The sequence below is a fragment of the Bacillus sp. FSL K6-6038 genome, assembly GCF_038050455.1.
Lineage (GTDB): Bacteria > Bacillota > Bacilli > Bacillales > Bacillaceae_G > Bacillus_A > Bacillus_A pseudomycoides.
This window is the reverse complement of record NZ_JBBOUH010000001.1, coordinates 3040171-3054134: the sequence shown is the minus strand read 5'-3', so window position 1 is coordinate 3054134 and position 13964 is coordinate 3040171. Positions and strand designations below refer to the sequence as shown.

The 13964-nt window shown below is 32.3% G+C and carries 15 protein-coding genes and 4 pseudogenes; 18 read left to right on the top strand and 1 reads right to left on the bottom strand.

Annotated elements, in window-relative coordinates:
• The first annotated feature begins 1 nt into the window (after position 1).
• The 14 genes and pseudogenes from NSQ40_RS15965 to NSQ40_RS15895 all read left to right on the top strand — a co-directional run bounded on the left by NSQ40_RS15965 (position 2) and on the right by NSQ40_RS15895 (position 8759).
• Positions 2-511, top strand: coding sequence for an ankyrin repeat domain-containing protein (locus NSQ40_RS15965; RefSeq protein ID WP_258248480.1), 510 nt, complete (start codon positions 2-4; stop codon positions 509-511).
• Positions 512-1095: 584 nt separating this feature from the next.
• Positions 1096-1491 carry a TNT domain-containing protein gene (locus tag NSQ40_RS15955; RefSeq protein ID WP_098604474.1) on the top strand — a complete coding sequence of 132 codons (396 nt, stop codon included), beginning with the start codon at positions 1096-1098 and terminating at the stop codon, positions 1489-1491.
• A gap of 16 nt (positions 1492-1507) precedes the next feature.
• Positions 1508-1753, top strand: coding sequence for an Imm59 family immunity protein (locus tag NSQ40_RS15950; RefSeq protein WP_098604473.1), 246 nt, complete (start codon positions 1508-1510; stop codon positions 1751-1753).
• Positions 1754-2479: 726 nt separating this feature from the next.
• Positions 2480-2781: pseudogene (locus NSQ40_RS29495) on the top strand (DNA/RNA non-specific endonuclease).
• Positions 2782-2802: 21 nt separating this feature from the next.
• A complete protein-coding gene (locus NSQ40_RS15935) occupies positions 2803-3258 on the top strand; it encodes an immunity protein YezG family protein (protein WP_258248479.1) in 456 nt (151 codons plus the stop codon).
• A 149-nt stretch (positions 3259-3407) separates the two neighbouring features.
• On the top strand, positions 3408-3650 hold the full coding sequence (locus NSQ40_RS15930) for a hypothetical protein (protein ID WP_141521865.1): 243 nt from the start codon (positions 3408-3410) through the stop codon (positions 3648-3650).
• Positions 3647-4300, top strand: a complete 654-nt coding sequence (locus NSQ40_RS15925) for an SMI1/KNR4 family protein (RefSeq protein WP_098217738.1) — start codon at positions 3647-3649, stop codon at positions 4298-4300. Before NSQ40_RS15930 ends, NSQ40_RS15925 begins: the two co-directional genes overlap by 4 nt.
• Positions 4301-4495: 195 nt before the next feature.
• On the top strand, positions 4496-4963 hold the full coding sequence (locus tag NSQ40_RS15920; RefSeq protein ID WP_003202854.1) for a DUF2004 domain-containing protein: 468 nt from the start codon (positions 4496-4498) through the stop codon (positions 4961-4963).
• 137 nt (positions 4964-5100) lie between these two features.
• A complete protein-coding gene (locus tag NSQ40_RS15915; RefSeq protein WP_003202852.1) occupies positions 5101-5520 on the top strand; it encodes a suppressor of fused domain protein in 420 nt (139 codons plus the stop codon).
• 43 nt (positions 5521-5563) lie between these two features.
• Positions 5564-5998, top strand: coding sequence for an SMI1/KNR4 family protein (locus NSQ40_RS15910; protein ID WP_003202851.1), 435 nt, complete (start codon positions 5564-5566; stop codon positions 5996-5998).
• Positions 5999-6172: 174 nt separating this feature from the next.
• Positions 6173-6304: pseudogene (locus NSQ40_RS15905) on the top strand (PoNe immunity protein domain-containing protein); the annotation flags it as partial.
• A 487-nt stretch (positions 6305-6791) separates the two neighbouring features.
• Positions 6792-7334: a T6SS immunity protein Tdi1 domain-containing protein gene (locus NSQ40_RS15900; protein ID WP_258248478.1), complete on the top strand. Its 543-nt coding sequence runs from the start codon at positions 6792-6794 to the stop codon at positions 7332-7334.
• 96 nt (positions 7335-7430) lie between these two features.
• Positions 7431-7565, top strand: a pseudogene (locus tag NSQ40_RS29490) (DNA/RNA non-specific endonuclease); the annotation flags it as partial.
• 222 nt (positions 7566-7787) lie between these two features.
• The gene (locus tag NSQ40_RS15895; RefSeq protein ID WP_097795663.1) at positions 7788-8759 is read left to right on the top strand and encodes a DUF3994 domain-containing protein; all 972 of its coding nucleotides are present in this window, start codon (positions 7788-7790) and stop codon (positions 8757-8759) included.
• 274 nt (positions 8760-9033) lie between these two features.
• Here NSQ40_RS15895 and NSQ40_RS15890 read toward each other — a convergent pair whose 3' ends face one another.
• On the bottom strand, positions 9034-10056 hold the full coding sequence (locus tag NSQ40_RS15890) for a hypothetical protein (protein ID WP_258248477.1): 1023 nt from the start codon (positions 10054-10056) through the stop codon (positions 9034-9036).
• A 221-nt stretch (positions 10057-10277) separates the two neighbouring features.
• On the opposite strand from NSQ40_RS15890, the gene NSQ40_RS15885 reads away from it, so the two are divergent.
• From NSQ40_RS15885 to hblC, 4 genes and pseudogenes are all read left to right on the top strand, one after another.
• Complete coding sequence (locus NSQ40_RS15885; protein WP_006095376.1) at positions 10278-10853, top strand: hypothetical protein; 576 nt, start codon at positions 10278-10280, stop codon at positions 10851-10853.
• A gap of 44 nt (positions 10854-10897) precedes the next feature.
• A pseudogene (locus tag NSQ40_RS15880) lies at positions 10898-11464 on the top strand (ADP-ribosylglycohydrolase family protein); the annotation flags it as partial.
• 787 nt (positions 11465-12251) lie between these two features.
• Positions 12252-12383, top strand: coding sequence for a hypothetical protein (locus NSQ40_RS15875; protein WP_003202836.1), 132 nt, complete (start codon positions 12252-12254; stop codon positions 12381-12383).
• 214 nt (positions 12384-12597) lie between these two features.
• Entirely contained in the window at positions 12598-13917 is a 1320-nt protein-coding gene (hblC, locus tag NSQ40_RS15870; RefSeq protein ID WP_033796773.1) for a hemolysin BL lytic component L2, read from the top strand.
• Positions 13918-13964 lie beyond the last annotated feature (47 nt).

Below are 13964 nucleotides of genomic sequence, written 5' to 3'. Positions count from 1 at the left end.
TATGAATAAGACTCAATTTGCAAAAGATATTAGAAGTGCCATAAAAAGTGTTCAATTGGATACTTTAAGAGATTTACTTGAGAAAGAACCAGAAATGTTAACATGGATGACACCTTTTGGTACGTGGTTACATGTAGCGGCAGCTCATGGACATTTAGAGATAGTAGAATATCTTATTAATGCTGGAATAGATATTAATGCACAAGGTGGAACTTTCTCTACAAATGCTCTTGAAAGAGCGACTACAAAAGGACATTTAGATATTGCTGAATATCTAATTAGTCGGAATGTAGAGATTGATATTAGTGAACCAGATAGAAATCCTCTGTTTGCTGCAATATACGGTGAGCATTTGGAGATTGTTAAATTGTTAGTTGAGAACAATATAGATATATCTATAAAATACTCTGGTGACACCATGAAAGATATGGATGCTTATGCATTTGCTATTGAAAGAGGGCAAACAGAAATTGCTGAATATTTAAAGCAGAAGATGGATGAAAAAAAATAAGCCGTTAAAAAGTACATACTTCATGATGGTTGTATCATCATAGAGTATTATGCGCAATGATAGAATAGAAAAAGAAGTACGAGCTTAGGCGAGATGACATTCTACTATGCGACGAACATAAAGACATGGGATAGACATGAAACTAACGAACTCGTACAAACTCGTAAGTTTTAACGTAGTAGTTGTCACGACATACAAAAGGCGTCATACTATTACTACAAAACTTACAAGTTTAATGCTACTTAAAAATAGATGAACTTAAAGCACTTGATTGTCAACTAAAGACAACAAGTGCTTTTTATTTTGAGATTACAACATAGGGTACGGGTAATGTTGGTGAGGGAGCTGTTAAGGCTGAACAACATGTACAGAAGTTATTAAAACAATCAACTTGTACGACTGATGAATTACATGTTTACTTAAATAATATTGACAGTAAGTTAGCAGAAGAATTCAAGAAAACAGGGCAATGGCCAGAAGAAGTACAAATTCCAAAGAATTCTGATGTCTTAAGGGCTGATGGACACATTGATTGGGGGCAAGTACCAAACGGCAGCTATGTTGTAAATAAAGATGGGAAAGTCATGAAGGATGAGTATACACTAAAAATAGGTGAAGTTATTGACCGATATGGACCGTCAAATGGTACGTATACATCACCTGTGGTAAATGGAAAACCTTATAGTTACGACGAGAGAGCTCTTCCATATTTGGAAGATGTGAGCAAATACCATCAATATGAGGTTGTAGGTGATTTCTCGAATATAAAAACCTATATTGATAATTGTAGTGATCCTACACTAAAAGCACAGGTAGATGCTGCTATTCAAAAGTACTATTGTGGTGATTATAGCAAATTAAAAGCACAAATTGGAGAGATAGCTCCAGGTTTTGGGACAATAAAAGGGGGAACACAAATACAACTTCCTTTAACAGTCGAACAATTAGAAGGATTGAAATTATTGAAACAAATAAAATAAGGAGGATAATTTTAATATGACAAGGGATGAGGCAAAACGAATCCTATCAGAAGAAGGATTAAAATATTATAACTGGTTTCATGAAAAAGATGTGGATCCGGATGAGGTTCTAATTTATAAAGAGGATAATAAGTTGGTTGTTTGTGCAACTGATGAGAGAGCGAGTATTGTAGAAACCTCAATTGCTCATTATGGTAATGAAGAAGAGGCATTAGATGATTTTATTAAACGAGTAAGATTGGAAAAGATATTAAAGCCATGAAGATAAAAAGTTGAATTAATTATTTTTTGAATATAGTTAAAAAGCAGTAACCCGAAATTAATTTCAGGCTACTGCTTTTTAAGTTAGTCCTCAAAATCATCAAAGTTATAAGTTTTTTTCTCAATAACTTTCCCATCATCATTTAGCTTGACTTTCGTTCGTACTTCTTGATCGTAAGGATTAGGATGTTTGTTCCCATCAAGTATTTCTCCAAATTCATCGTAACAGAAGTAATCATTATATCGATTTTACAATCTTTTTGAGTTTCTGATCTGAGACGGCTTTTTTAATCGGAAGTATATCTTTCATTGTCCGTTTTGAAGAGTTAATATAGCTTTTTTAGTACTCTCGAATATGTTTTAAAGAAAAATTCCCCCACTCTTCTTGGGTTAATCCCGCCTCATATTTATCCCATTCTAAATTTATATCAAGTCCATGAACTTTCAGAGCTGGATTTGGGAATGTAGGAGAAAGAAAAACACTTGGGGAGTTATTTTCTGCTGTTAAGAGTGAAACTAAGGGTACGGATAAAGGTAGTTCTAGAGTAAGTGGAGTTAAAACATTAGTAGATAAAGGACAACACTTTACAAACGGAAGAAAAAATAGGTTAAAACCTGATATTAGGTATAAAACAGGAGAGTATGATTACTTTTATGAAACAGATAATGCAGGTAGGATGTAAAGTTTGAAACAGAAAAGCTACAATTAACAACGAGAGAAGGAAGATTGTCGCATAGTAGAAATACACCAGGAAAAGTAAAAGGACAAGATCATACAGGGCATTTAGCAGGTGATAGATTTGGAGGTTCACCTAAAGTTGACAATTTGGTTTCGCAATTATCAGATGTTAATTTGAAAGATATAAGAAGATTGAAGATGAATGGGTTGTGGCTTTGAAAGAAATACCTCCTAAAGAAGTAACCGTTGATGTTGAAATAATTTATGCTGGGAATAATATGCGTCCAGATAAATTTATAGTTAATTATTTTATTGATGGAGAGCCTGTCTCTAAAGTTATTAAAAATTAATCTAAGGAGCGAAAAAGTAGTATGAAAGAATTTGAAGATAGATTTAGTGAATTGCAAGCAGATATGATTTCCATATGTATGGAGTTTGTTGAAGATAGAGCGGATAAATTGTATGTTTATGCTTCTTGTGAAGGAAATATTATTTCGAGTAAGTTCTTTTATTTAATTAACAATAAGTACGTAAAATGTCATAAAGTGAATGATGCATTGGAGGATGGAGACGAAAGATATGATGTGTCTCCAAACAGAATGCTCATGGTATTGAACATAATAAATGAAGATATTGAAAAAGTAGAAGCATTATGTAAAGAATATGAGAGAGAGATGCCGACCGAGATGAAATTAATCTATAATGTTCAGAGTGGCAACTTTAAAGCTGAATACAATTATGATTTGGTATATACGAATGATGATGTTAAAACGGCGAATCATATTGCTGATGAGTGGTTTGAAGAGGTGAAAAATAATAACCTTTAAAGGGTTTACAATAATAGTTATATCTAAATTGAATGAATAACTCATGATAATCGTGCACCAGGAAAGAAAGATATTGCTTCTGATAATCGAATACAGTCTCATTATCCATTGCAAAATGAATAGGTAAAAGGATGGGCTAAAGAGGGAGGATTTTTGATTATAAGGAAAAGAAAGCTTCTGTAATACTTCTCCCTTCAAGCTTTGGCCGATCACGTGCAATAATTTCTTCTATGCAGAGGAAACGGAGAAAAAATGAAGGCTTGAATACTGATATACGTTATGAATTTAATGAGATCTATAGGCAAATGATTAAAGCAGGATCAAAAACGGCACGAAAGGCAATGATTGATGTATATAAATATCTTGATAGTTTAGGAGGATTTGTCAAATGATTAATCTATCTAAGGTTCCGAGCTTGATAAAAAAAACGGCAGCAAGTGATATTGCAATCCAAGAAGTAGAAGATCGTATGAAAGTTAAATTCCCCAATGTATATAAGGGTTTATTAAGATGTACAAATGGTTTTTCAATCGGTAGTGGGTTAGTTATTTATGGTACGGAGCATATTGTAGAAAGAAATGAGGTTTGGGAAGTAGATGAATATGCAATTGGGTATATCTCGATTGGTGATGACGGTGGAGGCAATGTTTTTTTTATGTCTCAAGATGCAGAGGGAAAAGAGGTATTAGTTATTGATTCTGGGGATATGAATCCAAACCATGCTACTATAATTACCTCTGATTTTAACAAATGGGTGAATAGTGGTTGTTTAAGTGAAATAGAACAGAAAACAATAATTAAGCCATCTGATATTTGTAATATAGTGTTAGCAAAAACTCCTAATGAAGGTTTGAAAGATTTAATAAGAATAAAGAACGTATTAGGGATTGAGATTGCCACTGCAGATTTGCTAAAGGGTTCAAAAAATCCTCCTTATATATTAGTAGAGAGATTTCCATATGGTAAGGCAAAAAAACTAATTGAAAAACTAGGAACCAGTGGTACGGTACTGAGTATAGAACCTATTGGCAATAACAGTTAATATTAGAGAGTAGGATAGAACAACTTTTTAATTGGTTTAAAGTCCTTCAAAGTTTTTAATTTAAACAACTTTGTAGCTGATTAGATTAGTTTTACAATAAAAATAATGTTAATGAAGAGGATGACTTTTGTACTATCAGAGAAGTAAATCTTGGCCCAAGAGATTTTCTGATAAATAAAAAGGGAGAGTTTGAAAATGATAATAAATGATGTGGTTTTTGGTGAGCTTGAATATACATATGGATGGGTTAAGTATATTACCATTGAATTTTGTGGGAAAGAAGCTGAAATAGCATTGATGGTTAAAGGTGAAGAAGACGGTAAGTTTGATGAAGAACAATATACTGCTTATAACTCATTAGTGCAAAATTGGGAACAATTACAGCAAGGTTTTTTACAAGCGATATTAGACTATTACAAACAAGAGCGTCAAGAACTAGGGTATGATATTGAATTTAATGAAAATTATCCACACATCGAAACAACTAATCAATTACTTGAGATGATAACTTTAGTTGGAATTGTAGTTCCATATGGAGATATTTATGAAGAGCGAGATATTGGGATAACTTTTGATTGTACATGGGACACAGAAAATGGACTAGGGATTCGTCTATTAAATGAAAAAGTAACTGAAGTGGGTTACCAAGACGTTGCCATTTAAATCTTAATCGAAATAGCTATTTCCGTATGCCTACTCCATCAAGTGTAGATAGTGGTTATGCAGAACTTGTCATGTATCTGCCAAAAGATTGGGAAGTATCAACGTCTGCTTTGGATAGTGCGAAATACGGTTGACCCTTGCGCATTTTACGACAGCTTGGGGAAAATGTACGGCGAAATGGATATGGCTTAGGACAGTGGCTTGTATTTCCGAATCAATCAGAGGGATATTTAAAACAGACGTATGGAGTCCAATTAGGTGAAATGATATGGGATCCAAATGCGTCAATTCATCCATATGATAAAGAGACGGAATTTTCTGTTGTTATGATTGTACCGCCGCTGCCACAATGTTCAGGTACATTCAAAATGGAATTTCGTGAGGATGTTAAAAGAATAGAGGGTGACTGGCCAATCTACTTCCATACATTATTACCATTATATAAAGAGGAAATCCATTGTTATTTCAAAGATGGACTTGATACGTTATTACAAAAGTTAATGAAAAATGGTGTTGAAGCGGCATTTGATTTTAATCGAGGGAATACTTGTAAATAAGAGAGAACTCCCTCGTTTTTCTAGTATAAGGGAGGAAAAGTTAGTGACAAAAGATGAAATTGCAAATTTATTAGAGAGTATGTTAGATAAAGAACTAGGGGATTTAGATTCCCCTTCAGCTAATGATTGGGTAAAAATTGAGAAAAAGTTTGGATGTCAATTTCCTAAAGAATTTAAATACTTTATTGAACTAATGTCTGAATATGTCTTTCCAGGAGAGATTTTAAATGTTTCTAGTGGTAAAACGAACGGAAATGATACTATTGAATTTACTTATGATTATGAAATGAAAGAAGGCTTTTGGAAAAACGAACTAATCCCTTTTTACAGTATAGGTAATGGAGACTATTTTTGTTTTCATTCAAAGGAGTGCCACCAAACGGGAGTTTACTATTATTTTCATGAAGAACATGGTGTAACCAAAGAAGCGGATAATTTTGAAGACTGGTTAAATCAATTACCAACCTATTTGAATTAATATCAAAAAATTGATTTGTATCCTAGAAGTGTATTCTTTTATTAAACTATGAATTTTAGGTAGATTAGGAATGAATAAACAAATGAAAATGGCTATAGTCTATTGTTAAGGATTAACAGATGAGATTTTAGCGGAAAAATAACAGAATCCCATAATACTTCTATAGTGAACATTCGAAGTCAGATTTTTAGTGGTTACTGGAGTTTTGAAAGTGGAGCAATCGCAAAAATATTAAATTTAGATGACTCAACCTTGAGAGATACTCCATATTATCCTTATGATATGGTGCATTATCGAGAAAAATAAATGTAAGAATCCACATTGAAAAACTTTTAAACTGTGGATTTTTTATGCTCAATTAAGCATCATACTAAGTCGGTTTATGAAGTTAGTAAAGGAGTTAGAAGGGCTAAGAGGTGAGATGAAGTAGAAATTCAAGTGGATTTTAACTAAAATACTAAATTTGATTCTGAAGAATTTGTAAGACAGTTTAAAGCTTAAGGAAATATTAAAGGTAAATGAATATTTGGAAAATCGAAAACGACTTCTTGATGAAGATAGCGCAATAGAAAGTAATACATATTAGCAGACAGCTATACATAATCCAGATCAAGTAGCTGGGAGATATGCAGTTAATAGTGGGGCATGTAGGATATTAGTATGAACGCTTTACTATGTTCTCCATCAGGGCATCGAATAGAAACTTTGGATGAAAAAATTCAATAAATATCACCGAACATGATGAGGAACAATTGAAAAGGGGGAATAGTTTTGTATAACTAACTTAAAAATAATGAAGGACTTTGAATTGGAAAAAAGAGTTCCTGAAAGTTTAGTTGAAAAGTATTCTAATGTACTTCCTGAAACGTTAATTAATATTTGGGAAAACTATGGATTTGGAAAGGTTTTAAATGGCTATCTTAGGTTGATTAATCCAGAAGAGTACTTTGAAATTGTTAAAGAAACGTATATTAGAAATCAAAATACAATACCGTTGTTTACGACAAGCATGGGGGATATCCTTTTATTTGAGAAGTATGGTGATAAATCATATATTATTCAATTAAATTATCGTAAAGGAAAATCAAAAGTTATTGCCTCTAAATTCAACCTGTTTTTAAGATTTCTTGAGGAAGAAGAATATTTAGAAGAATATATTGAATGGAATCCCTATTTAGTAGCTATTCAGAATTACGGAATTCCAGCTTATAATGAGTGTTTTGGCTATGTTCCTCTTCTTGGATTAGGGGGCGCAGAAAAAGTAGAGAATCTGCAAAAAGTTAAATTGATCGAGCATATTTATTTAATTACTCAATTTATGGGACCGATTGAATAACTGTTAGGTGTAATGCTATTTTCATAATGAAATGGAAAGTGTAGATGTAGAAAATATATAAATAGGGCACTTGAGAGCCTATTTGTATGCCTATAATTAAAGAAGGAAGGTTATAAATATACAACAGATGAACTTGGTAGAATAGTAGAAGTTGAGGCGGAAAATTTAATACTTAAAAAAGGAAAACGAAACAAAGGAATGCAAGTCGCAGCAGGACGACCGAATAGATTGAAGACTGAAAAGGTGTTTTCTGTATATGAAAGCACCTTTTGTTAACATAAAGCCATTGTGTTAACAAACCTTTGAAAATCCCTATAGAAGAAATGAAGACTTCAAGGAAAGACATTTTGACGTTGAAGAAGGTGAATGGTACGATATATAGGATTAATATGGATATGGTGGAAGTAACGAAAACGGTTTTAATCAGTAAAATTTAAAGGGGATAAATTAGTCATGAAAGCAAAGAAACTAGTAGGTGTAGCAATTCCAGTTATGTTATTATTCGGTTGTGGGGTATCGGATAAAACTGAATCTAAGGAAACAAAGACAGAAGAGTCTAAATCCGCTAAAGAAGATGAAAAGAAGTCTTCTGTTAAGAAAGTGAAGGTATCAAAAGAAGACTACACAACTAGGGTAGTTGGACTAGTTGAAGAGTTTGATACTATATTTAAGAAGCATAATGATACAATAGGAGAACTCTTTGACGGCAAGAAAAAGAAATCAGACGTATTAGATTCAATAAAAGAACTTGATGGGGTATTAGATAAGATTGAATCTATAGACCCACCTAAAGAGTATATAGAAGAACAGAAAAACCTTGAAAAAGCGACTGGTTACTTTAGAGAGTCCTCCAAAATAGTAGAAGAAGTGTTTACTAGAAAATCAACTAGAGAAAAAGGCGAAAAGACTGACAAAGAAATGGTTGAAGAGTCAGAGAAGATTCTGAAACAAGGTGACGAATACTGGTATAAAGCAATTAACTCACTTAAAGATAAGAATACAAAAGTCGGTGATGGTACAGTATCGGTTAAAGATATTAAAGACTTAGATAAGAAAGCCGGAATCGACTATGATGCGGTACAGAAGAACGTAATAGATGGTACTGAATTAATTGGTAACTGGGGTGTACAGACTTCTGACGGATTTAAACCATCATTTATCTTAAAAGGTGGAAGTCCTAAAACTTTCGAAGTTTACAATGCAGAAGAGTATCCAAAGAAAACGAACCATATAGAAGGTACATGGGAATATGATAAAGCTAGTTTAACATTAAAACTACATATCACAAAACAAATGTCAAACGGTGTAGAAGCAGAGGTTGTTCAAAAAGACATAGATTATAAAGTTCAAAACTATGATAGAAAGAACTTGCAATTATTCAACGATAAATCATTTAATACAACTAGGTATGTGAAACAAAGTTAATAAATGAAATAATAATTGCTGAAGAAGATATTAAATGAATATAAAATAGTTTGTTAACAGGAGAAAGATAAATATAAAAATTAGAAATCCACCTTTAGTGAAGTACACCCCAATTGTTAGACACAGTCTAACAATTGGAGGTGCTTTTCTTATGGCTAAATTTACAATTGAAGAGAAATTATAGATTGTTTCTAGAACGAAAACAAACACAAACACCTCAACCAGTGGTTCACTATATATGACAGAAGACATGGGGGATGTTTGCTTTGCTATTTCATTTTTTATTATGTATCTCTTTTTTTAATTCGATTTGTTTTTCTATCTCCTTTTTAGCTCCATCGCTCATTTCATAGATATGAGACCAATATTCCCTTGCAATCGGATCATATTCTACCCTAACCGTGATATCTTTTTGGGAATCCGTGTTTAAATATCCATTAATGGTTAGCGCATGAATTGCATTCGATGGTCTATTTTCTTTCTTGTAGGAACTTGTATGCTTATTAAACGTTTTTTTAACAATTGTTAAATCTGAATTATACTCATTTTTCACATATTGAATCGCTTTTGATTCAGCACTGTTACAGATATTCACCTCTTCCTCAGGAGTAAGAGCTAGCTGCTTTTCTACTTCTACAGCACGTTGGTTATCTTTAGATAGATTCATAACACCTGTATTTTCTTTTGAATTATAATCTACCAACCACTTTTTATCTTTGTAGTATGCTTCGACAGAAGATTCACATGAAAAGCCACTGCCTCCACCATTTTGTTTAGCACAGTTTAATAACTCAAAATGAATGTTTATTTTGGGATATACAGGACTTCCTGAACCTTCATTCGATTGCAGTACACTTTCCCTTGTCACATATGTAATCTGAATGGGACCATTATTTTTTTCAATCGCTTGTTTTATTTTTTCTTCAATACGTTGATCATGAACCTGCTTCGTGAATATGTAGTTCTCCTCATAAAAACCATAAATTTTTAAAGGAAGAAATAAAGCAAGCCCTAAAACAAAACAAGAAAGTGCATAATAAGCCAACATTCGCTCTGAAGTGTATATACGGAAACAGGAAAGTACAACGCGAATATATACTAAAGGCAAAGCAATATAAAAAATAGGCACGGAAAAGTAACATGTAAAGGCTGTTATTAGAGCGATCTCCCCGAGCAACTTGATATATTGCGGAATCCCCATACTGTATGCCGCTAGAATCAAAAACCAAATGTAACTTGTTGATACAAGAAAAGCAATTCTATAATATTTCTTACTTCTTGTTTTTTTCTCTTCCATTTTCCCACCATCTTTGCAAAATTGAACTTCTAATTTCCATCCTTACTTTAAACAAAGGTTTTGTTTAAATTCAGTTTCTCAAATATAAAAAGTAAATACAAGAACAAACTCCATTCATTAAATTGGTTTCATACCTCATCTGAAAATGATATGATTGCATTGTCGATATTATCTAATTATTCAAATGTATTATAAGGGAATGAAAAAGAGGAGGAGAAATCATGGGTTTTTTCAATAGATTTTTTAAGAAAGTGGAACAAGTAAACAATAATGAGGCAACCCTCAATGAATTAAATGAAGAATTGTATGTTGAATCCCCATTAGAAGAAGCCAATAGCTATTGGGTCTCAATTGCACAAAATTTAATTATCAATACTGTAAAAGCTGCTGACAATAATGTGGAACGTGCTTTTATATTGCTTAATTTGAAAAATGGTGAGGCTTCATTTGATATTTTTTATCAAATGAACGGGCAATTGTATTTTTGGGATCAGTTAGAAAATCAGACGATTAAAAATAGAATTAAGAATGAGTTGTTACCACAAGCTTCGGAAGTTTCAGATGCAGTAAACCGACAATTTTATGAAGCGGACCATCCTACAATTTCGTTTGCAGAACTGCAATTTGAATGGGAAACAAAGGCCTGGTTTTCACACATCATCTGGGAAGACGACCCTGCCTCACAATTACCAAAAGCTCAAATATTAAACAAATGGTTCAGCATAATCAAAAAGGAAACCCAGGATACACCACTTGATAGTGATACAAAATTTTCTTGGTATCCATCAATCTCTTAAAAATCTAACAGTATTTAGCTAGATAAGGAATAGGCGTGATAGAAATGCCTGGTAGAAGAATGATTGATAAATGGGAAGATGATAATAAGTCTTTTCTTAGCTTGAGCATTAAACAAAGAGTTTTTCCCACAATATATGGTGAAATTACTGGGGATTTTTTAGGCGTTCCAGTTGAATTTAAGCAAAGAGACACATTTTATATAGATGATGTGAGTGGATATGGAACCTATAACCAACCACCTGGAACATGGTCAAATGATACCTCTTTGATTTTGTGTCTAATCAAAAATCTGATAAAAGAAGAAAGCATAAGTATTTTAATGGATAAATTTATTAAATATAAAAAGGAGGGATATTGGACTCCGTTTGGAAAAATGTTCGATATTGGAAGAACTACAAATGATGCTATTATTCGTTTTGAGGAAGGACATTCACCAGAAAAATGTGGTGGGAAAGCTGAGTTCGATAATGGTAATGGTGCAATCATGAGAATAGCACCATTGGCTTTTATACTACTATATAATGAGTTTGATTTTGTAAAAGAAGTAGAAATGATAAAAAGATATACTGAAATTACTCATGCTCATCCTCGTGTTATAGTAGGTTCCATTCACGCACCTTTTTTAGAATAATAGTATCAGTATGTCCAAGATTTAGAGATTACTTGCAATTATCTTGAAGTTTTCGCACCAGAACCGTATTTTTTGTACCAGAACCGTGTAGGTTCTATGTCTCTATCAAATAATTTTTTGCACCAGAACTCCGTGTAAACAAAAAATTTTCTTTCTCTACAGCTAGCTATTTATAAGAGCACATCTTATTTAAGCCTTTATTCGGATATGTAATTTTGCATATCTAAATAAAGGAGATAAATATACAGAGTGTGATTAAATTATATTAAACAATAATCAAGTATTGTTTAAATATTTAAATAGTTATTTTTCAATCGGATATATCAAGTTGTAACTATTATAATTACTTAAATAATATTAAACAATAATTTTAGAAGTATAATATTTCCACTCACATTAATATGAAATAACCAAATTATTGAATATAATCGACAAAATTCTACTATTTACGCATTGGAAGTTTAATGTTTTAATAAAGGTGTAATTGGTATGACCACTAAGAGGAGGAGAAGGTTGTACTAATAAAAGTGTAATTAAAGTTGCAAGTAACATCATGTCGAGGCAATTTTCGTAATACTCAGTTAATTTTGTTTGGTAATAATTTAGAATCAAAAAAACATCTCATTTGTAAAAAATAGAATTCTAAGTTTCTACAAAGCAAAAATGATCTTATTTTATTCCGAGGTGAAAGTATAAGCAATGTACAGTATAATTTCATCTTTTGTAATCTTGTAGGGCTCTTACCGACAAAACTAAGAGGGATATTATGAAATTACTATCAAAAAAAGTCATGGCAGGGTTAGCTGTAGGAGCAATGGATTTATCTATCTGGGCTCCTGCAAGTCAAGCAGCAATTCCAGAGAAACATAAATATTTATACTATTCATTTGGAAGCTAATTCAGATATAGGTGATGAAATTTTATAGTTTACTTTTAAATGAGGGGGAAGTAAGGTTCTTACATTCTATGAGAAGTAAATAATAACGAGAGTTTAACACTCTATCTGAAAGAATTCTCCTTCCTCAAGAGTGTGTAAGAAAAGAGCCTATCGTTAGAGCGTTCAAGATGTATGTATAAGATTCTAAAAAGACAATAGTGAAGAGGTGTACGGAATGAAAAATAAAATAATTAAAGGATTTTTAATAACATCCATTGTTACTGGAGCGACTATTCCTATCAATACTCTCGCAACACCAATCGTTCAAGCAGAAACGCAACAGGAAAACACGGATATTTCCTCATCATTACGAAAATTAGGTGCACAATCGAAATTAATCCAAACATATATAGATCAAGCTTTAATGAGCCCTAATGTACAGCTAGAGGAAGTTCCATCTTTAAATACGAACCAATCCCTAATCAAACAAGATATGAACGAATGGTCATCGGAACTTTATCCAAAATTAGTTCTATTAAATTCAAAAAGTAAAGGATTTGTAAATCAATTTAATAGCTATTATCCAACATTAAAAGAGTTTGTAGACAATAAAGAAGATAAAGAAGGTTTCTTGGATAGACTAGAAGTTCTTCAAGATAAAGCGATGACAAACCAAGAAAACGTACAACGTCAGATTAATGAATTAACAGATCTTAAATTACAGCTTGATAAAAAACTTCAAGATCTCGATACTGATGTGACAAAAGCACAGGGTGTACTAAGTTCAGATGGAACAGGGAAAATAGACCAGCTAAAAAATGAATTACTAAATACCCAAAAATCAATTCAAAATGATTTACAACAAATCGCATTGTTACCAGGAGCTTTAAATGAACAAGGGTTTGTTATATTCAAAGAAGTCTATAACCTTTCAAAAGATATCATTGAACCTGCTGCTCAAACAGCGGTGGCAGCGTATAACAAAGGAAAAGAAATTAACAAATCTATTTTAGAAGCAGAGGAAAAAGCAGGGAAAGAAGCGATAGAAAAAGGGAAATCTGCTTTAGAGATTGAAGCTGCCAAAAAAGAAGCTCGTGATGCAATTGAGAAAAGCAAACAAGCTGAAATAGCTGCAGCTGCAGTTGCACAAACAAAAGAGTATGACCTTACGAAAGTTATTGACCCTGAACAAGTTAAGAAAACATATAGTGCCTTCGCTGAGGTAAATAAACTAACAGCAGAACAGCGAGCACATTTAGCAGATTTAGAGACACAAAACCAAAAATTTTATGATTTAACAAAGAACCTAAAAATAGCAGATTTACAAAAATCAATGCTTATTCTTATGCAAAATGATTTGCATACGTTTGCAAATCAAGTAAATGTAGAACTTGACCTACTAAAACGCTATAAAGAAGATTTGAATCTAATCAAAAATAATATTACAAAATTATCTACTAATGTTGATACAACTGACCAGCAGTCTCAAAAAGATACATTAAGACAATTAAAAAATGTAACAAGTTACCTTGAAGAACAAGTTTATAAATTTTAATATTATGTTTTTTGAAATCTGCAAAGATTATAAGAATCTATCGAAAG

Bases quoted from the DNA above. Each gene is read 5' to 3' on its own strand.
- NSQ40_RS15965 (WP_258248480.1), top strand. From the start codon at position 2: ATGAATAAGACTCAATTTGCAAAAGATATTAGAAGTGCCATAAAAAGT.
- NSQ40_RS15955 (WP_098604474.1), top strand. From the start codon at position 1,096: ATGAAGGATGAGTATACACTAAAAATAGGTGAAGTTATTGACCGATAT.
- NSQ40_RS15950 (WP_098604473.1), top strand. From the start codon at position 1,508: ATGACAAGGGATGAGGCAAAACGAATCCTATCAGAAGAAGGATTAAAA.
- NSQ40_RS15935 (WP_258248479.1), top strand. From the start codon at position 2,803: ATGAAAGAATTTGAAGATAGATTTAGTGAATTGCAAGCAGATATGATT.
- NSQ40_RS15925 (WP_098217738.1), top strand. From the start codon at position 3,647: ATGATTAATCTATCTAAGGTTCCGAGCTTGATAAAAAAAACGGCAGCA.
- NSQ40_RS15920 (WP_003202854.1), top strand. From the start codon at position 4,496: ATGATAATAAATGATGTGGTTTTTGGTGAGCTTGAATATACATATGGA.
- NSQ40_RS15900 (WP_258248478.1), top strand. From the start codon at position 6,792: ATGAAGGACTTTGAATTGGAAAAAAGAGTTCCTGAAAGTTTAGTTGAA.
- NSQ40_RS15895 (WP_097795663.1), top strand. From the start codon at position 7,788: ATGAAAGCAAAGAAACTAGTAGGTGTAGCAATTCCAGTTATGTTATTA.
- NSQ40_RS15890 (WP_258248477.1), bottom strand. From the start codon at position 10,056: ATGGAAGAGAAAAAAACAAGAAGTAAGAAATATTATAGAATTGCTTTT.
- NSQ40_RS15885 (WP_006095376.1), top strand. From the start codon at position 10,278: ATGGGTTTTTTCAATAGATTTTTTAAGAAAGTGGAACAAGTAAACAAT.
- NSQ40_RS15875 (WP_003202836.1), top strand. From the start codon at position 12,252: ATGAAATTACTATCAAAAAAAGTCATGGCAGGGTTAGCTGTAGGAGCA.
- hblC (WP_033796773.1), top strand. From the start codon at position 12,598: ATGAAAAATAAAATAATTAAAGGATTTTTAATAACATCCATTGTTACT.